Here is a 17,046-nt window from a genome sequence, read left to right on the forward strand (position 1 = left end):
GCCGAGAACATGCCGCTTACCATCGAAACCTGCGTTGCCCGCCACACCGGAGACCGCAAGGAACAGCAGGACCGCGTCGCGCTGTTCGCTCATCCGACGCGCCCGGGGACGATGATGGCGGTGCTTGCCGACGGCATGGGCGGGCACACCGGCGGCGCCATGGCCGCCGAGCAGGTGCTGCTCAAGGCGCGGCAGAACTTCGAGGCCTATGCCCCGCAGTCCGAAACCCCTGCCCACCTCCTTGAAGCGATCATCAACGAGGCCCACCTGGTGATCAAGCTTACCCGCTTCACCAGCGAGCAGGATCCGCACAGCACCGCCGTGGTCTTCATGCTCCAGCCCGGGCGCGCCGACTGGGCGCATTGCGGCGATTCGCGCTTCTATCATTTCCGCGGCTCGGAACTGGTCTCGCGCAGCCAGGATCATTCGCTCGTCGGTGAGCTGCAACGCAAGGGCCGCCTCGACGAAGCCGCGGCGCTCAACCACCCGCAGCGCAACGTCCTGCTCTCCTGCCTCGGCAGCGAGCGCGAACCCCGCGTCGACCATGGCCGCCAGCTCCCGCTGGTTGCCGGGGACAGCTTCGTGCTGTGCTCTGACGGCCTGTGGGGCTATTTCTCCGACGAGGAGATCGGCGGCGCGGTGGCCGCCCTCAGCGCCCGCGAAGCGGCGCAGGTGCTGATCAACAACGCCCGCGAACGTTCCGACGGTTACGGCGACAACATCACCGTGGCGATCATCAAGCTGGTCGAGGCCCCGGTCACCGTTGCCGCGCGGCAGGCTGCGGCGGTGCGCTGATTTCTCAAGACCATGCGTTGAGTAGGGGTTTGCCCTCAATACGGTTGCGTATGGTAAGAATATCGGTATTATCCGACGTGCGCTGGTCGGGCACTGTTCTGGTGCGCGGCAGGGAGTCATATAACTAAGCAACGGCAGGCACCGGGAAGTGCCGGCACGTTGCACACATGGCAGGGGCGGCGCGCAACCGATAGACCCATATTGTGCGGGAGGAAGCCCCATGCCCCTGATCATCGGCGTGCCTGGCGAAAGCCTGGCCGGTGAACGACGCTTGTCGGTCGTGCCGGAGGTCGTCAAGAAGTACCAGTCCCTGGGTGCCCAGGTCGTACTGCAGAAGGGCGCCGGCGTGCCGGCGCATTTCCCTGACAGCGTCTTTGACGGTGTCGAACTGGCTGCCGATGCGGCGGCGGTGTTCGGCACCGCCGACGTGTTGCTGTGTGTGCAGCCCCCGAGCACCGAGTGCATTGCGGCGATGAAGCCGGGCAGCGTGCTGCTCGGCATGCTGCAGCCGTGGAGCAGTGCCGAGCGCGCCCGTCAGTTGATGGAAAGGGGGATCACCGCCTTTGCGCTCGAACTGCTGCCGCGCATCACCCGTTCGCAGTCGATGGACGTGCTCTCCAGCCAGGCCGCGGTAGCCGGCTACGAGTGCGCGCTGATCGCCGCCGACCACAGCCCGAAGTTCTTCCCCATGCTGACCTACGCTGCCGGGACCATCCGCCCGGCCAAGGTGCTGGTCATCGGCGCCGGCGTCGCCGGCCTGCAGGCCATTGCCACGGCGCGCCGCATCGGCGCCATGGTGGAGGCCTACGATGTGCGTCCGGAGACCCGCGAGCAGGTCGAGTCCCTCGGTGCCAAGTTCGTCGATACCGGGGTTTCCGCAGCCGGCAGTGGGGGCTACGCGCGCGAACTCAGCGACGACGAGAAGGCCCGCCAGGCCGAACGCCTGGCCAAGGCGGTGGCGCAGTGCGATGCACTGATCACCACCGCGGCGATTCCCGGCAAGGCGGCGCCGAAGATCATCAGCGCCGAGATGATCGCGCGCATGAAGCCCGGTGCGGTGGTTGTCGACATGGCCGCCGAGAGCGGCGGCAACGTCGAGGGTACGGTGGCCGGCGAGAAGGTATGGATCAGCGACGTGCTGGTCATCGGCCCCACCCACATCGCCAGCCGCATGCCGGTGCATGCCTCGGAGATGTATGCCAGGAACCTGTTCAACTTCATTTCGCCCTTCATCAAGGACGGCGCCCTGGCGCTCGACTGGGAGGACGAGGTGATGGCGGGCTGCTGCCTCACCCACGGCGGCGAGCTTCGCCACGCCGCGGTGAAGCAGGCGCTGGGACTGTAAGCGGAGAGAGGCACATGGAAGGCTTTACTGCACTGTATATCTTCATGCTGGCCGCGTTCACCGGTTACGAGGTGATTTCGCGCGTGCCGGTGATCCTGCATACGCCGCTGATGAGCGGCTCCAACTTCGTCCACGGCGTGGTGCTGGTCGGGGCCATGGTGGTGCTCGGCCATGCCGACCCCGACAGCCCGCTGCAACTGGCGATCGGTTTCGTCGCGGTGTTCCTCGGCGCGGCCAATGCGGCCGGCGGTTATGTGGTCACCGAACGCATGCTGGCAATGTTCAAGCCCGGCGCCAACAAGGCCGGTAAAGCGAAGGAGGGCGCGCAATGACCGCCAAGTGGTTCATCGATGCATCCTATTTTGCCGTCGCCGTGGTCTTCATCCTTGGCCTCAAGGCAATGAGCTCCCCGGTCACCGCGCGGCGCGGCATCGTCTGGGCCGGGCTGGCGATGATTGCCGCCACCCTGGTCACCTTTGCCACTCCGGGCATGCAGAACTTTGGCCTGATGATCGTCGCCATCGCCTCCGGCGGCGCCCTGGCGTGGTGGTCCGGCAAGGTGGTGAAGATGACCGACATGCCGCAGATGGTCGCCATCTACAACGGCATGGGCGGTGGCGCTGCGGCGGCGATTGCGGCGCTGGAGTTTGCCCGCGGCGAGGTTCATGGCACCGTGGTCACCACCCTCGCGGTACTTGGCGCGCTGATCGGCTCGGTAGCCTTCTCCGGCTCCTGCGTGGCCTTCGCCAAGCTGCAGGGGATCATGAAGTCGGCCTGGCGACTGCCGGCGCAGAACGCCGTCAACATCCTGCTGGCGCTTGCGGTGGTGGGGCTGGGTGGCGTCATCGTCGCCGCCGGCGAGGTGAAGGGCGAACTCATCGTCGCCTTCTTCGTCCTCGCCCTGGTGCTCGGCGTCATCCTCACCAGCCCCATTGGCGGTGCCGACATGCCGGTGGTGATCTCGCTGCTGAACGCCTTCACCGGTCTGGCAGTGGGCTTTGAGGGCTACGTCCTGGGCAATCCCGCGCTGATCGTCGCCGGCATCGTCGTCGGTGCCTCGGGTACGCTGCTTACCCAGCTGATGGCCAAGGCGATGAACCGGCCGATCTCCAACGTGCTGTTCACCCCGATCAGCGGTGCGGCCGCGGGCGGTGGCGAGGCCATCGAAGGCAGCATGCGGGAGTTCTCCGCGCTCGATGCGGCATCGGTGATGCGCTACGCCAGCAAGGTCATCATCGTCCCCGGCTACGGCATGGCCGTGGCCGGCGCCCAGCACAAGGTGTGGGAGATGGCGCAACTGCTGGAAGAGGGCGGGGTGGAGGTGGTGTTCGCCATCCATCCGGTGGCCGGGCGGATGCCGGGCCACATGAACGTGCTGCTCGCCGAAGCCGGGGTGCCCTACGACAAGATCTTCGACCTCGAGGAGATCAACGCCGAGTTCCCGCAGGCCGACGTCGCCCTGGTTATCGGCGCCAACGACGTGGTGAACCCGGTGGCGCGTACCGACAAGTCCAGCCCGATCTACGGCATGCCCATCCTCAATGTGGACATGGCGCACAACGTCATCGTGGTCAAGCGCGGCAAGGGTGCGGGTTACTCCGGCATCGAGAACGCGCTCTTCTACAAGGACAACTGCCGCATGCTGTACGGCAGTGCGCAGCAGGCCATTGCCGAGGTGATCACCCACGTCAAGGCACTGGAGAGCTGAGCGGCAATGCCGGCGGCCGCTCAAGTCGGCCGCCGGCGCTGCCGTTATCAGGGGCATGAAGACGCTCCGCATCCTGCCCCTGACGCTTCTGCTTTGTTTCACCGCGGCCGTCGCCCAGGAGGCCGCTGCGCCGGTCGTGCCAGCCGGCGAAGCGGTCGAGGCGGCGGCCGCATCCGTTGACGCGCCCGCCGCGGCGGACGAGGAAGACGAGAACTGGCGCGACACCAGTGCCTACCCCTTCCACACCCTGGCCAGCATCTCGCTGCGCCTGCAACTCGTCTCCCAGGCCATGCAGCTGCGCGAGTGGTGCGCCAGCAGCGCGATCAGCGACGATTTCGTGCGCGACCGCCTGGCGCGCTTCTCCGCCCTCTCCGGGCGCCGTGAGACCTGCCGCAGCCTGCTCGACTACTGAGCTGCGGCCGCAGGCTCGACGGGGTGCCCCATTGACGCCCGGGCTGTGGTTTGCAGTGTCATATAATCGCGCCTTTGCGACGGCACTGGAATCCCATTCGTATGACTGACAACGCCGGGCCTGCGGCCCTGATTGATCCGCGCTACCGGGTAGGTGGCAGCTTTGGCGTCCTGCGCGCGATCACCGTGAAGAAGCTCTGGGGATTGTGGGCCACCAACAGCCCGTTGCAGCTGCCTCCGATTCCCGCCGATGCACTGCTTGCCGAGTCATGGGTGAGCTATGACGGGGTTACCGTCGACATGGCCAGGGTATCGCTCGATTTCCTCGCCGACAGCAGCGGCAAGGCATTCTTTGGTGCCTACGTCGAAGCACTGAGAGCCTTCGTCGCACAGCACAAGGAGGCGGTGGATGAGCGTCTGCTGTCCGACTGCCTGTCATGGTCCGTGGAAGTCGAGATCTTCGACAGCGCTGCGCCCACCGGTTCGCGTACCTTCTCCGGTTCAGAGCCCGTGGGCATGCAGATGCTGGAGAACACCGTCGATGCGCTGCGGCGCTATCGCGCTTCTCCGGGCTCGCTGACCATTCTCAATGACGACGCTGCCGAGCACTCTGAGCAACATTACAAATACCTCTCCATGGCCCATTACATGGCCTTCGATGACCGGCGTGTGCTCATCCACTTCCACGATTTCAACGATGACAGCGAAGATGCAGATGAGGTGCTGCACCGGGTTTCCCTTGAGCGCGAGGGGTTTGCCGATGCCATGTCTGCCGTCCATGCGCGCCTGAAGGCGCTGACGGGCAGTGTCTGCGCTGCGCTGGGGGTGAGGCCGGGGCAACTCGGCCAGGCCAGGCGCAGGCCATGAGGAAGCGGAAGAACCCGTCAGCGGCAGCGCGGGCGCCGCAGACGGTCAGCACGACGCCATTTGCCACGCTCACCCCGGCGCGCATCCTCGATGCCGTAGACAGCCTCGGCCTGCGCACCGACGGCCGCATGCTGGCGCTCAACAGCTACGAGAACCGTGTCTACCAGATCGGTCTTGACGACGGCAGCATGGTGGTGGCGAAGTTCTACCGTGCCGGGCGCTGGTCGGATGCGGCGATCGGCGAGGAGCACGCCTTCGTCGCCGAGCTGGCGGCGCGCGAGCTGCCGGTGGTGGCGCCGCTGGCGTTTGCCGGGGCTACGCTGCAGCATCACGAGGAGCTGCGTTTCGCCCTCTACCCGCGCGTTGGCGGGCGCGCCCCGGAACTGTCCGATGCGCACACGCTGGAGTGGATGGGGCGCTTTCTCGGGCGCATCCACGCGGTCGGCGCGCTGCGCCGCTTCGAGGCGCGGCCGACGCTGGGCATTGCCGAGTTCGGCGAGGCGGCGCGCGCCTATCTGCTCGACCACGGTTTCATTCCCGCCGACCTGCTGCCGGCGTGGACGAGCACCGTGGCGCAGGCGCTTGACGGCGTGCGCCACTGCTTCGAGCGTGCCGGCAAGGTGGCGCAGATCCGCCTGCATGGCGATTGCCACATGGGCAATGTGCTGTGGAGCGAAGGCGGCGAGGTGCGCGGGCCGCAGTTCGTCGATTTTGACGACGCGCGCATGGGGCCGGCCGTGCAGGACCTGTGGATGCTGCTCTCCGGCAGCCGCGAGGACATGAGCCGGCAGCTTGGTGACGTGCTTGCCGGCTACGAGGACTTCCACGACTTCGCCACCTGCGAGCTGCATCTGGTCGAGGCCCTGCGTACCCTGCGCCTGCTCCACTACTGCGCCTGGCTGGCGCGGCGCTGGGACGATCCCGCCTTTCCCGCGGCGTTTCCGTGGTTCAACACGCAGCGCTACTGGCAGGACCGCATCCTCGAACTGCGCGAGCAGATCGCCCTGATGGACGAGCCGCCGCTGTGGGCATAGCCGTCAGTCCCTGAACTTCGGCACCTGCCTGGTCATGCCGGCGCGGATCGCCGCGTTGAGATCCTCGGAGAGCAGCATCGCGGCGTTCCAGTTGGCGACGTAGTCCAGCCCGTCGGCCACCGAATGGTCGCGGCTGTGGTTCATCACCTGCTTGACGCCGCGGATCGACAGCGGCGACTTGGCGGCAATCTCCCGGGCGATCCGGCAGACACCGGCAAGCAGCGCCTGCGGGCTGTCGAAGACCCGGTTCACCAGCCGCATCGCCTGCGCCTCCTCGGCGCCGAAGTCGCGCCCGGTATAGGCCAGTTCGCGTGCCATGCCCTCGCCGACGAGGCGCGGCAGGCGCTGCAGGGTGCCGACGTCGGCGACCATGCCGAGGTCGATCTCGCGCACCGAGAAGCGCGCATCCGCGGCGCAGTAGCGCATGTCGGCGCAGCACACCAGATCCACCCCGCCGCCGACGCAGGCGCCGTGGATGGCGGCGAGCACCGGTTTGCGGCAGCGCTCGAGGCTGCTCAGGGTGTCCTGCAGGTCGAGGATCAGATCACGCAGCTTCTCGCGCGTGCGCGCCTCGCAGGCATCGCGCACCTGTGGCAGCAGCCCCATCATCATCTCCAGGTCGATGCCCGAGGTGAAGTGGCGGCCCTCGCCATGCAGCACCACCGCGCGCAGCTGCGCCGTGCGGTCCACCCACTGCATGACCTGGCGCAGCTCCTGCCACATCGCCATGTTCATGGCGTTGGCCTTGTCGGGGCGGTTCAGCGCAACGATGGCGACCTGCCCGTCGATGCTCAGCTTCAGCGTCGACAGCAGCGGCTGGCCGGGCAGGGGCGTTGCGGCCGGCGGCGTGGCGGCCAGCGTCTCGATGCACGCGGCGAGCTCGGTGCCCTGCTTGATCGCCCGCTTGGCGTCCAGTTCGGCAGCTACATCGGCGCCGCCGATGAGGTGCACCGGCATGCCTGCGGCCCTGAGGGCCTCTTCCAGGTCGCGCAGCGGCTCTTGGCCGGCGCAGATGACGACGTTGTCGACGGGCAGCAGCCGGGTCTCGCCGCCGACGCGGATGTGCAGGCCGGCGTCGTCGATGCGCAGGTACTCGACCCCGGCGAGCATCTTCACGCCGCGCTGCTTGAGTGCGGTGCGGTGGATCCAGCCGGTGGTCTTGCCGAGGTCCTTGCCGGGCTTGGTGGGCTTGCGCTGCAGCAGCCAGACTTCGCGCGGCACGGCTTCGCTGTGCGCTGCGGTGAGGCCGCCGCGCTGGCGGTATTCGGGGTCGATGCCCCACTCGGCGAAGAATTTCTCCGGCACCAGGCTGGGGCTGGTGCCGGCGTGGGTGAGGAACTCGGCGACGTCGAAGCCGATGCCGCCGGCGCCGATGATGGCCACCCGCTTGCCGACCGGCTTGCCGTCACGCAGCACGTCGAGGTAACTCAGAACGCTGGGGTGGTCGATACCCTCGATGGGCGGCGTGCGCGGGGTCACGCCGGTGGCCAGCACCACCTCGTCGTAGTGGCCGACGAGCTCGGCGGCGCTCACCCGGGTGGCCAGACGCAGATCGACACCGCTGCGTTCGATCTGGCGACCGAAGTAGCGCAGGGTTTCGGCGAACTCCTCCTTGCCGGGGATGCGCATGGCGATGTTGAACTGGCCGCCGATGCGTTCGGCGGCCTCGAACAGGGTCACCGCGTGGCCGCGCTGCGCGGCCGTGGTGGCGCAGGCCAGCCCCGCCGGGCCGGCGCCGACGACGGCAATGCGGCGCTTCACGGTGGTGGGCTCGATGCGCAGCTCGGTTTCGTGGCAGGCGCGCGGATTGACCAGGCAGGAGGTGATCTTGCCGCTGAAGGTGTGGTCCAGGCAGGCCTGGTTGCAGGCGATGCAGGTGTTGATCTCGTCGGCCCGGCCGGCGGCGGCCTTGGCGACGAAGTCGGGGTCGGCGAGCAGCGGGCGGGCCATCGACACCATGTCCGCATGCCCCTCGGCGAGCAGCTTCTCCGCCACTTCCGGGGTGTTGATGCGGTTGGTGGTGATCAGCGGAATGCCGACCTCGCCGCGCAACCTGGCGGTGACCCAGCTGAAGGCGGCGCGCGGCACACAGGTGGCGATGGTGGGGATGCGTGCCTCGTGCCAGCCGATGCCGCTGTTGATCAGCGTGGCACCGGCCGCTTCGATGGCGCGGGCGAGCTGCACCACCTCGTCGAAGCTTGAACCGCCCTCGACCAGGTCGAGCATCGACAGGCGGTAGATGATGATGAAGTCGGCGCCGACGCGTTCGCGCACGCGGCGGACGATCTCCACCGCAAAGCGCATGCGCCGGCCGTAGTCGCCGCCCCATTCGTCGTCGCGCTGGTTGGTGGTGGCGCAGATGAACTCATTGATCAGGTAGCCTTCGGAGCCCATGATCTCGACGCCGTCGTAACCGGCCTCGCGTGCCAGCGCCGCACAGCGCACGAAGTCGGCGATGGTGTCCTCGACTTCCGCGCTGCTCAGCGCATGGGGGGCAAAGGGCGCGATGGGGGCCTGCAGTGCGCTGGGCGCGACCAGTTCGGGGTGGTAGGCATAGCGGCCGAAATGGAGGATCTGCATGGCGATGCGCCCGCCGGCCCGGTGCACGGCGTCGGTGACCACCCGGTGGCGTGCGGCCTCGTGGCTGTCCTTGAGCACTGCACCGCCGGGGAAGGGGCGGCCGGCATCATTGGGGGCGATGCCGCCAGTGACGATGAGGCCGACCCCGCCGCGCGCGCGCTCGGCGTAGAACGTCGCCATGCGCTCGAAACCGTTGTCCACCTCCTCCAGGCCGACATGCATGGAGCCCATCAGCACGCGGTTGGGCAGGGTGGTGAAGCCGAGGTCGAGGGGGCTGAGCAGGTGCGGGTAGGCGCTCATCGGGCTGTCTCCTGTGATGTTGTTATGCAACTGGTTGCACAATTTAGTGCAGGCCTCGCAGCAATGCAACAAGTTGCACTTCTGGCTGCCGCGGGCATAGACTCTGCCCATGTCGCTCGCCCACGTCCTGCTCACCTCGCTGCTTGAAACTCCTGCCACCGGCTTCGAGCTGGCACGCCGCTTCGACAAGGCCATCGGCCAGTTCTGGCAGGCCACGCACCAGCAGATCTACCGCGAGCTGGCGCGCATGGAGGCTGCTGGATGGATTGCCTCGGCGCCCCCGGCGCCCGGCGGACGCAGCCGCAAGCGCAGTTACGCAGTGCTGGCTGCGGGGCGGGAGGAGTTGCTGCGCTGGGCCGGCGAGGAGGCGCCCCTGCAACCCCTGCGCGACGAGCTGATGGTGCGCCTGCGTGCCGAGGCGATTGCCGGTCCGCTCGGCCTGGAGCGCGAGATCGCCCGCCACATGGCCGTGCACCGCGACAAGCTGCGCGCCTACCGGGCCATCGAGGCAGAGGACTTTGCCCCCGGGCGGGTGCTGTCGCGCAAGGCGCGGGTGATGCACCTGATCCTCAAGGCCGGCATCCGCTATGAGGAAAGCTGGATCGCCTGGTCGGCCGAGGCGCTCGCCGAACTGGCCGCGCTGGCCGCCGAAGATGGTGAGGGCGGCGTTCAGCCGCCGCTGCGTTCGTCGAGGTAGGCGACGAATTCGTCGGCAGCCAGCGGGCGGCCGAACAGCGGCCCTTGCTGCAGGCTGCAGCCGAGTGCGCAGAGGAAGGCCTGCTGGGCTTCGCCTTCGACACCGCGGCCGAGTATCTCCAGACCGAGCACGCCGGCCATGCTGGCGATGGCCTCGACCACCGCTTCGGCATCCTCGCTGGCGCCGACGTCGCGCACCAGCGCGGGGTCGAGCTTGATGGCGTGGAGCGGATGGCGGCGCAGACGGGGGATGGAGCTGAGGCCCTGGCCGTAGCCGTCGATGGCCAGGCGCACACCCATTGCGGCGAGGGCCTTGAGGGCGGCGTGGATGCGGCCGTGCTCTTCCTTCAGGATGATCTCGTCAATGTCCAGTTCCAGCTGCGCCGCCGGCAGTCCGCTGTCGCGCAGCGCTGCGGCGACGCGCTCGGGCAGGTTGCCCTGGATGATCTGTTCGATGGCGATGTTGATGGTGAGCAGGGCCGGATGGCCGTCTACGGCCGGCCAGCGGGCGGCGTCGCGGCAGGCCGCGTGCAGCACCCAGTCGCCCAGTTCGGCGATCACGCCGCTTTCGCGGGCGGCACCGAGGAGGCGGCGGAAGGGGATCAGCCCGAGCTCGGGATGGCGCCAGCGCAGCAGGGCCTCGCCGCCGCGCAGTGCGCCGCTGCGCCCGTCGACCAGCGGCTGGTAGTGCACTTCGAGCTGGTCGCGCTCGACGGCGTGGCTGAGGTTGAGCTCGAAGGCCATGCGTTCGAGGACCTCGGTGCTCATCTCGTCGGTGTAGAACTGGTGGTGGTTGCCGCCAAGCTGGCGGGCGTGGGCGAGGGCGGCTTCGGCATTGCGCGCGATGACCTCGAAGCTGCCGCCATCCTCGGGGAAGACCGCGATGCCGATGCTCGCTGCCACGCTCAGGCTGCGGCCATCGATCTCGAAGGGCTGGGCGATGGTCGCGCGCAGGGTTTCGGCGGCGCTGCTCAGTTCATTGCTGCGCCCGAGTTCGGGGAGCAGCACCAGGAAGGTGTCGCTGCGCTCGCGCGCCACCGTGGCCCCGCGCGGCAGGGCGAGCTGGAGGCGGCGGGCGATCTGCTGCAGGATGGCGTCGCCGCTGTTGTCGCCATGTTCGCGGTTGACCGCCTTGAAGCCGTCCAGATCGATGCGCAGCATGCCGAGGCTGCGGTGGGTGCTGCGCGCGCGCGCTGCGGCCTCGTCGAAGCGGCGTTCGAAGAGGCGCCGGTTGGGCAGGCTGGTGAGGGTGTCGTGGGTGGCGATGTAGTCGGCCCGCGCCTCGGCCTGGCGGCGCGAGGTGAGGTCGGAGAACATGCCGATGTAGTGGAGCACGCGCCCGCCTGTGCTGCGCACTGCGGCAACGCTGAGCCACTCCGGATAGATTTCGCCGTTCTTGCGGCGGTTCCAGATTTCGCCCTGCCACTGGCCGCTGCGCTCCAGCGCCTGCCACATCTCGTCGGCGAAGCCGTCATCGCCGGTGCCGGCGCCGAGCAGGGCGGGATCCTTGCCGCGTACCTCGTCGAGGGTGTAGCCGGTGATGGTGGTGAAGGCCTTGTTGACGGTGATGATGCGGTTGTCGGCATCGCATACCAGGATGGCCTGCACCGAGTTGTCGAAGACATCCACCGGCAGGCGCAGGCGCGAAGCCAGCAGCGGCTGTTCCGGCAGGTCGTGCATCAGCACCATGCGGTCGGGGTGGGCAGGGGACTCCAGGGGATAGCACAGCACTTCGGTATCGAATTCGCTGCCGTCGGCGCGGCGCTGGCGCCAGATGCCGCTGGCGCTGTGCGGGCGGCCGGAGGTGTCGGCGGCGCGCAGATCGGCGGCGTGCAGGCCGCGCAGGGTGTCGTCGTCATAGCCATAGAGGCGCGTGGCGGCACCGTTGGCGGCGACGATGCGGAGCGCCTCGCCTTCGCACAGCAGGGTCGGCAGCGGGCTGTCGGCGAAGATGCGGCGGAAGCAGTCGCCGCTGTCGGTTGCTGGCGCTGCGCCAACGGCAGGGGCGATCGCCGCCACCGGCGGCAGGATCAGCAGCCGCCACTGCGGGCGCGGTCCGGGCAGCACGCGGGCCGACAGCGTGTTGCCGTTGCCCAGCGTCAGCGTGGCCAGCTGGGCGGCGTCGGGCGCCGGCCAGACGACCTCGGCGCAACTTGCCAGCGGCTGGCCGCTGAGGGCGCTGCGCTCGCAGTCGAGGGTGCGCAGGGCGGCAGCGTTGGCGGCGGCGACGCGCTCGTGCTGGTCGATGACCAGCACCGGCTGTTCGAGCGCGGCGGCCAGCCGCGGCCACACCGGATCGTCGATGGCGTCGTGATGAAGCTCGGCGGCGTGGTCGGGGCTGATGATGAGGGCGTGGATGCCTGGGCGCAGGCGCGCCGCGGCGACAAAACGCAGGTTGCGGGGTCCGCTCGGGGTGGCCAGTTGCAGGCAGCCGCGCATCTCGCCCTGGATGAAGAGGCGGGCGCGGGCGTTGATGAAGGCGCGTTCGGAGGGAAAGATGTCGGCCAGAGGCTGGCCGGCGAGCTGGCGGTAGTCGCGCCCGAGGAGGCGGCAGGCGGCGCTGTTGACCTCGAGGATGACCTCGTCGCCGGTGATGATCAGCCCTTCGTCGAGGAGTTCGAGCAAGGCCAGGTAGAGCCCGGTCTCCGCGCCTTCGGAAAAGTCCGGCACGAAAGGTTCTTCCGGGTTGTCACGGCCCTGCGGGTCGGGGGCTACATTCATCGCGAAAGGCATTCCATGAGTACCAACGTCTTAACGGCTGACGTGAACGATACTTGAAATGCCTTTTGCAATAGCCCGGAATAGCCGGGTCGGGAGGGCCTATTTCCGTCCCAGACCGCCAAGCAGGAAGGCCACCGGGCGCTGTCCGTTGCGCGGGCGCGGCGCTTCGCTGGGTGCCGGAGTGGCGAGCGGCGCGGTGGCGGCGGGTGGGCTGGCGGGCTCGTAGGGCTTGCTGAAGTCGAAGCCGTCGGCGGCCACCGTGCTGCGCTGACCGCGCCGTGCATTGCCCGCGCGCGCGCTGGTGCTGGTACGCCCTTCGCTGCGTTCACTGCGTTCGCTGCGCCCTTCGCTGCGCGGTTCACGTGCCGGCATGCTGCGCTCGGCAAGGTCGCGGTGACCGCGACCGCGGCCGCCACGGCTGCCGGCCTCGAAGAACTCCGCTTCGGGGTCGAAACCGGGAACCACCTCCTGGGGAATCTTCAGCTTGATGAGCTTCTCGATCTCGGCCAGCCAGTGCTTTTCCTCGGTACACACCAGCGACACCGCATTGCCCTTGTGGCCGGCGCGGCCGGTGCGGCCGATGCGGTGCACGTAGTCTTCGGCGGTATGCGGCAGCTCGAAGTTGATGACGTAGGGCAGTTCGTCGATGTCGATGCCGCGGGCGGCGACGTCGGTGGCCACCAGCACCCGCAGGCGGCCGCTCTTGAAGGCTTCGAGGGTTTCGGTGCGCTGCTGCTGGCTCTTGTCGCCGTGGATGGCGTCGGCGGCGATGCCGTGGCGTTCGAGGAAGTGGGCGAGGCGGCCGCAGACGATCTTGGTATCGACGAACACCAGCGCCTGGGTGTCCGGGTTGTGGCGCAGCAGATGGGCGAGCAGATTGCGCTTCATGCCCGCGGAGACCGGATGGACGACGTGGGTGATGGTCTCGGAGACCATGTTGCGGCGGGCGACCTCGATGAGCTGGGGGTTCTTCAGCATCTGGTCGGCGAGTTTCTTGATCTCGTCCGAGAAGGTCGCCGAGAACAGCAGGCTCTGGCGGCTCGCCGGCAGCAGCGCGAGGATGCGCTTGATGTCGGGGATGAAGCCCATGTCGAGCATGCGGTCGGCTTCGTCGAGGACCAGCATCTCGACCTGCGAGAGGTTGATGGTCTTCTGCTGCACGTGATCGAGCAGGCGCCCCGGCGTGGCGATGACGATCTCGATGCCGGTGCGCAGTTCCTGGATCTGCGCGCGCATGTCCACGCCGCCGTAGATGCACGCGGCGCGCAGGGGAACGTGCTTGGAGTAGGTCTTCACCGACTCATACACCTGCATCGCCAGCTCGCGGGTGGGGGCGAGGATCAGCGCGCGGGTCTGGTGGCGCGCCGGCGAGGTGCTGGTGTTGGCGTGGCGGGCGAGGCGGTGCAGCAGCGGCAGGGTGAAGCCGGCGGTCTTGCCGGTACCGGTCTGTGCGCCCCCCATGACGTCGTGGCCGGCGATGACGATGGGAATGGCCTGACGCTGGATGGGGGTGGGTTCGGTGTAGCCGGCATCGGCTACGGCCTTCTGCAGTTCGGGTATGAGGCCGAGTTCGGCGAAGCTCATGGGCGCCTTTCTGGTTCCGCTGGGCGGACGCGTTGGAAAGGCGCGATTATACACTCCCCCATCAGGCGCCTACTTGTGCAGGGCGAGATAGGCGGTGACCTCTTCGCGGTCGTGGTAGAGATGCTTGATGCGCAGGTCGTAGCTGCCGACGCTGGCCAGACGCTTGCGGATCAGCGTGCGGCATTGCTCGACGGCGTCGAGGCGGCGCTTCATCGGCAGCTTGAGGTTGAAGATGGCGCGCCGGCAGCGTCCGGTGGCCACCCATTCGGCAACCAGCGAGGCGATCCGCGAAGGCTGGTCGACCATGTCGCACACCATCCACTCCACGGTACGCTGCGGGCGCCAGGTGAAGCCGTCGGCGCGCAGATGCTCGACCATCCCGGTGGCGAGCACGGAATCGGCCAGCGGGCCATTGTCTACGGCGATCACGTGCATGCCACGGGTGGCCAGCTGCCATGTCCAGCCACCGGGCGCGGCGCCCAGGTCGACGGCGCGCAGGCCTGCGCGCAGGGTGGCCTCGCGCTCAGCTTCGTTGAGCAGGGTCATGAAGGCTTCGGCGAGCTTCAGCGTGGACCGGCTCGGTGCGCCCCCGGGCATGCGCAGACGCGGGATGCCCATCGGCCACGGCGAGCTGTGCTGCGGCATGGCAGCGGCCAGCCAGGCGGTGGTGGCGCTTTCGAAGACGACATGGAGCACCGGCAGGCCGGCCTTGCCGGTGCGCAGCGCACCGGTCTTCTCCAGCACGCGGGCGAGCGGCTCGGTGAAGCGGCGGCAGAATCCCGAGCGTTGCTTGGCCTCGTCGGTGTCCGGGGTCTCCAGCACCAGTTCGCCGAAGCGCTGTCCGGCCGCCTTCACGGCATCGAGCAGCGGCGTGGCGCGGTCGCGCTCGGGGAGGTCGTCGACGCGGCCGAACCACAGCATGAGCTGGCGCGCGAACACCGGCCGTCGCCAGTCGGCGATGCCTTCGAAGAGTGCGGCCGGCACCGCCTCGTAGGTCTCGTAGATCACCAGGCCGGAGTTCGGGCGCGCACGTACGTGACCGATCAGTCCGGCGTCGGCGGCCAGTTCGTCGAGTTCGGCGGCGAGTTCCTTTTCGAAGCCGGCGCGGCACAGGCCAAGCAGGCCGGAGACCTGCAGGCCGAGGGAGGTGGGGGTGGACATGGAGTGTGTGGGAGGCGCCCGGGCGGGCGTATCATCGCGACCAAAGCGCGGATGATAAGCCCGCGCCGGGCAGGGCTCCTAGCGCGTTCTTTGATGGATGGAGGTTGAGGAATGGAATACAGAATGCTGGGCGACAGCGCCCTGAAGGTTTCGGCGGTGTGCCTGGGCACGATGACCTTCGGTGAGCAGAACAGTGCCGCGCAGGCGCACAGCCAGCTCGACATGGCCGTCGAGCGCGGCATCAACTTCATCGATACCGCGGAGATGTATGCCGTGCCGCCGCGCGCGGAGACCTATGGCGCCACCGAGACCATCGTCGGCCAGTGGCTGGCGCACCAGCCGCGCGAACGCATCGTGCTGGCCACCAAGGTGGCGGGGCCGGCACGCAGCCTGGAATGGATCCGCGGCGGCCCGCCGGCGCTCGACCGCGCCAACATCCGCGCAGCCGTCGAAGGCAGCCTGCGGCGCCTGCGCACCGACTACATCGATCTCTACCAGCTGCACTGGCCCGAGCGCAACCAGCCGATGTTCGGCCAATGGCAGTTCGAGCCGGCGCGTGAGCGCGCCTGCACGCCGATCCGCGCACAGCTCGAGGCCCTGGCCGAACTGGTTGCGGAGGGCAAGGTGCGCCACGTCGGGCTGTCCAACGAACACCCCTGGGGGGTCATGGAGTTCGTCCGGCTGGCGCGCGAGCATGGTTTGCCGCGGGTGCTGTCCACCCAGAACGCCTACAACCTCCTCAACCGCGTTTTCGAGTACGGCCTGGCGGAGGTTTGCCACCGCGAGCAGGTGAGCCTGCTGGCCTATTCACCGCTGGCCTTCGGCCATCTGTCGGGCAAGTATCTTGCCGATCCGGCGGCCGCGGGGCGGCTGACCGCCTTTGCCGGCTTTGGTCAGCGCTACGGCAAACCCGGCGTGCAGCCGGCGGTGGCGGCCTACGTCGATCTGGCGCGCCGTCGCGGCCTCAGCCCGGCGCGCATGGCGCTGGCCTGGGCATATCACCGCGGCTGCGTCACCAGTACCATCATCGGCGCGACCACGCTGGCCCAGCTCGACGAGAACCTCTCCGCCTGGGCGCTGCGTCCGGATGACGAACTGCTTGCCGAGATCGATGCCATCCACCTGCGCCACGGCAATCCGGCGCCGTGAATGTGGCGCCGCTCAGCGCGGCGGCTGGATGGGGGTGAAGGGCTGGCCGGGGATGATGCCCGGAGCGTGATCGGCTTCCGCCGGTACCGCCGTGATCACCGCCGGTGGCGTGAGTTGGGCGGGCACCTCGGCGATGTTGTTGGCCATCATGTAGTCGTTCATTTCCCGCCAGCCGGCGAATACCGCCGACTTCAGCGCCTTCGGGTTGAGCGTGTAGCAGTCCTCCAGCGCGCGTCCGGCATGCCGGCAGGCGCCGCCGATGGCGCGCCCTTCGGCTTCGGCCGCTTCCGCTTCCTTCTGCGGATTGGGCAGTTCGAGGAGCTCCGCCATCTGCTCGCAGCCCTGCAGCAGCGGCAGCAGCAGCACGAGCAGCAGGCGTCTTGCGGGCATAGACATGATCCTGGGTTCCTCAATCGAGCGCTTGTTCATGTTCCTCAAGAACCATCTGCTTACGACTTCTTTCAAATTCGACCTGCAATCACCGCCGTGACCCCGTGGCGGTCCCCGCTGATGCCCCTGTTCCGCTGCACCTGTGCGCCGGAGCGGGTGTTGCGGTGCGCTGCGCATGCCGCCTGCAGGCAGCCGCCGGGCCGCTCTCGCAGAACATTGCGGACACCTTGCCTGCGTCCGCAGCTGCGGGGTTCACCAACAGTAACGTCAGATGAGCGAGAATCTTGACACCCTTAGTTGCAAGA

Annotated in this window: 14 protein-coding genes; 9 read left to right on the forward strand and 5 right to left on the reverse strand. The window is 68.3% G+C overall.

Going from position 1 to position 17,046, the window contains the following annotated elements; all coding sequences use genetic code 11:
* Positions 1 to 9: 9 nt before the first annotated feature.
* From C8261_RS06055 to C8261_RS06085, 7 genes are all read left to right on the forward strand, one after another.
* On the forward strand, positions 10 to 795 hold the full coding sequence (locus C8261_RS06055; protein ID WP_107492773.1) for a PP2C family protein-serine/threonine phosphatase: 786 nt from the start codon (positions 10 to 12) through the stop codon (positions 793 to 795).
* Between the two features lie 220 nt (positions 796 to 1,015).
* Positions 1,016 to 2,140, forward strand: a complete 1,125-nt coding sequence (locus C8261_RS06060) for an NAD(P) transhydrogenase subunit alpha (RefSeq protein WP_107492774.1) — start codon at positions 1,016 to 1,018, stop codon at positions 2,138 to 2,140.
* Positions 2,141 to 2,154: 14 nt separating this feature from the next.
* Positions 2,155 to 2,472: an NAD(P) transhydrogenase subunit alpha gene (locus tag C8261_RS06065; RefSeq protein WP_107492775.1), complete on the forward strand. Its 318-nt coding sequence runs from the start codon at positions 2,155 to 2,157 to the stop codon at positions 2,470 to 2,472.
* The gene (locus C8261_RS06070; protein ID WP_107492776.1) at positions 2,469 to 3,848 is read left to right on the forward strand and encodes an NAD(P)(+) transhydrogenase (Re/Si-specific) subunit beta; all 1,380 of its coding nucleotides are present in this window, start codon (positions 2,469 to 2,471) and stop codon (positions 3,846 to 3,848) included. Before C8261_RS06065 ends, C8261_RS06070 begins: the two co-directional genes overlap by 4 nt.
* 55 nt (positions 3,849 to 3,903) lie before the next feature.
* Entirely contained in the window at positions 3,904 to 4,260 is a 357-nt protein-coding gene (locus C8261_RS06075; RefSeq protein ID WP_235864849.1) for a hypothetical protein, read from the forward strand.
* Positions 4,261 to 4,361: 101 nt separating this feature from the next.
* On the forward strand, positions 4,362 to 5,126 hold the full coding sequence (locus C8261_RS06080) for a hypothetical protein (protein ID WP_107492778.1): 765 nt from the start codon (positions 4,362 to 4,364) through the stop codon (positions 5,124 to 5,126).
* Positions 5,123 to 6,160 carry a serine/threonine protein kinase gene (locus C8261_RS06085; protein WP_107492779.1) on the forward strand — a complete coding sequence of 346 codons (1,038 nt, stop codon included), beginning with the start codon at positions 5,123 to 5,125 and terminating at the stop codon, positions 6,158 to 6,160. Before C8261_RS06080 ends, C8261_RS06085 begins: the two co-directional genes overlap by 4 nt.
* Positions 6,161 to 6,163: 3 nt before the next feature.
* Here the strand turns inward: C8261_RS06085 and C8261_RS06090 are convergent, their stop codons facing one another.
* Complete coding sequence (locus C8261_RS06090) at positions 6,164 to 9,040, reverse strand: crotonase/enoyl-CoA hydratase family protein (RefSeq protein WP_107492780.1); 2,877 nt, start codon at positions 9,038 to 9,040, stop codon at positions 6,164 to 6,166.
* A 109-nt stretch (positions 9,041 to 9,149) separates the two neighbouring features.
* Between C8261_RS06090 and C8261_RS06095 the strand changes: the two genes are divergently transcribed.
* Positions 9,150 to 9,737, forward strand: coding sequence for a PadR family transcriptional regulator (locus C8261_RS06095; RefSeq protein ID WP_107492781.1), 588 nt, complete (start codon positions 9,150 to 9,152; stop codon positions 9,735 to 9,737).
* Here the strand turns inward: C8261_RS06095 and C8261_RS17295 are convergent.
* From C8261_RS17295 to rlmM, 3 genes are all read right to left on the reverse strand, one after another.
* Positions 9,710 to 12,457 carry a putative bifunctional diguanylate cyclase/phosphodiesterase gene (locus tag C8261_RS17295; RefSeq protein ID WP_181358862.1) on the reverse strand — a complete coding sequence of 916 codons (2,748 nt, stop codon included), beginning with the start codon at positions 12,455 to 12,457 and terminating at the stop codon, positions 9,710 to 9,712. The genes C8261_RS06095 and C8261_RS17295 overlap by 28 nt on opposite strands.
* A gap of 99 nt (positions 12,458 to 12,556) precedes the next feature.
* Positions 12,557 to 14,041: a DEAD/DEAH box helicase gene (locus C8261_RS06115; RefSeq protein WP_107492782.1), complete on the reverse strand. Its 1,485-nt coding sequence runs from the start codon at positions 14,039 to 14,041 to the stop codon at positions 12,557 to 12,559.
* Between the two features lie 69 nt (positions 14,042 to 14,110).
* Complete coding sequence (gene rlmM / locus C8261_RS06120; RefSeq protein ID WP_107492783.1) at positions 14,111 to 15,202, reverse strand: 23S rRNA (cytidine(2498)-2'-O)-methyltransferase RlmM; 1,092 nt, start codon at positions 15,200 to 15,202, stop codon at positions 14,111 to 14,113.
* A gap of 111 nt (positions 15,203 to 15,313) precedes the next feature.
* Here rlmM and C8261_RS06125 point away from each other — a divergent pair, with 111 nt between their 5' ends.
* On the forward strand, positions 15,314 to 16,351 hold the full coding sequence (locus C8261_RS06125) for an aldo/keto reductase (protein WP_107492784.1): 1,038 nt from the start codon (positions 15,314 to 15,316) through the stop codon (positions 16,349 to 16,351).
* A gap of 12 nt (positions 16,352 to 16,363) precedes the next feature.
* Here the strand turns inward: C8261_RS06125 and C8261_RS06130 are convergent, their stop codons facing one another.
* The gene (locus C8261_RS06130) at positions 16,364 to 16,741 is read right to left on the reverse strand and encodes a hypothetical protein (RefSeq protein ID WP_235864850.1); all 378 of its coding nucleotides are present in this window, start codon (positions 16,739 to 16,741) and stop codon (positions 16,364 to 16,366) included.
* Between the last annotated feature and the right edge of the window lie 305 nt (positions 16,742 to 17,046).

This window comes from Pseudothauera lacus, assembly GCF_003034845.1.
In the GTDB taxonomy this organism is placed as follows: Bacteria; Pseudomonadota; Gammaproteobacteria; order Burkholderiales; family Rhodocyclaceae; genus Pseudothauera; species Pseudothauera lacus.

Bases quoted from the DNA above. Each gene is read 5' to 3' on its own strand.
- C8261_RS06080 (WP_107492778.1), top strand. From the start codon at position 4,362: ATGACTGACAACGCCGGGCCTGCGGCCCTGATTGATCCGCGCTACCGG.
- C8261_RS06130 (WP_235864850.1), bottom strand. From the start codon at position 16,741: ATGCCCGCAAGACGCCTGCTGCTCGTGCTGCTGCTGCCGCTGCTGCAG.
- C8261_RS06115 (WP_107492782.1), bottom strand. From the start codon at position 14,041: ATGAGCTTCGCCGAACTCGGCCTCATACCCGAACTGCAGAAGGCCGTA.
- C8261_RS06070 (WP_107492776.1), top strand. From the start codon at position 2,469: ATGACCGCCAAGTGGTTCATCGATGCATCCTATTTTGCCGTCGCCGTG.
- C8261_RS06085 (WP_107492779.1), top strand. From the start codon at position 5,123: ATGAGGAAGCGGAAGAACCCGTCAGCGGCAGCGCGGGCGCCGCAGACG.
- C8261_RS06055 (WP_107492773.1), top strand. From the start codon at position 10: ATGCCGCTTACCATCGAAACCTGCGTTGCCCGCCACACCGGAGACCGC.
- C8261_RS06065 (WP_107492775.1), top strand. From the start codon at position 2,155: ATGGAAGGCTTTACTGCACTGTATATCTTCATGCTGGCCGCGTTCACC.
- C8261_RS06075 (WP_235864849.1), top strand. From the start codon at position 3,904: ATGAAGACGCTCCGCATCCTGCCCCTGACGCTTCTGCTTTGTTTCACC.
- C8261_RS17295 (WP_181358862.1), bottom strand. From the start codon at position 12,457: ATGAATGTAGCCCCCGACCCGCAGGGCCGTGACAACCCGGAAGAACCT.
- rlmM (WP_107492783.1), bottom strand. From the start codon at position 15,202: ATGTCCACCCCCACCTCCCTCGGCCTGCAGGTCTCCGGCCTGCTTGGC.
- C8261_RS06125 (WP_107492784.1), top strand. From the start codon at position 15,314: ATGGAATACAGAATGCTGGGCGACAGCGCCCTGAAGGTTTCGGCGGTG.
- C8261_RS06095 (WP_107492781.1), top strand. From the start codon at position 9,150: ATGTCGCTCGCCCACGTCCTGCTCACCTCGCTGCTTGAAACTCCTGCC.
- C8261_RS06090 (WP_107492780.1), bottom strand. From the start codon at position 9,040: ATGAGCGCCTACCCGCACCTGCTCAGCCCCCTCGACCTCGGCTTCACC.
- C8261_RS06060 (WP_107492774.1), top strand. From the start codon at position 1,016: ATGCCCCTGATCATCGGCGTGCCTGGCGAAAGCCTGGCCGGTGAACGA.